This window comes from Allobosea sp. ASV33 (genome assembly GCF_016428755.1).
GTDB lineage: Bacteria > Pseudomonadota > Alphaproteobacteria > Rhizobiales > Beijerinckiaceae > Allobosea.
Window position 1 is genome coordinate 1 of sequence record NZ_JAELTI010000200.1, and the last position, 464, is coordinate 464.

Sequence of the window (464 nt, forward strand, 5' to 3'; positions counted from 1 at the left end):
GGATGGCACGCTTGGCCTCTACCACTGGTGGTATGGCAATGCCAGCCTGGGCGGCACGCTCAGCGCTGAGGCGGAAAGCATCGCGGGAGGAACAGCTATCAATGATATCGCCGCGAGCAATGGTCAGGCCGTGACGTTGAGCGCGACGGGCATTTACCTGTGGTGGAACGTGGCGGCGACATCACTGGTGGCGGGCGCCCAGTACACGGTCGATGTGCGAATGAAGTCACTCGATGGCAGCAGCCACAATTTCGGATTAATTGCGAAATCAGGTAGCACGCAACTGGCGCAACAGAGCACTGGCGTCTCTAGCACTTCGTATCAGTGGTACAAAGCCCTCCCCACTATTACCTACAAGAACGGTGGCTTGCTGCTGTCCGACTGGTCTGATGCAGGCTTGGCGGTGGACCAGATTCGCATCCAGCTACTTTCGCCCCAGAGCACGGATTATCAGCAGATCAGTT

At 57.8% G+C, this 464-nt stretch carries 1 protein-coding gene; it reads left to right on the top strand.

The window, feature by feature from the left end; all coding sequences use genetic code 11:
* The coding region (locus tag JHD80_RS27100; RefSeq protein WP_199093670.1) for a hypothetical protein at positions 1-464 on the top strand (464 nt) is incomplete at both ends.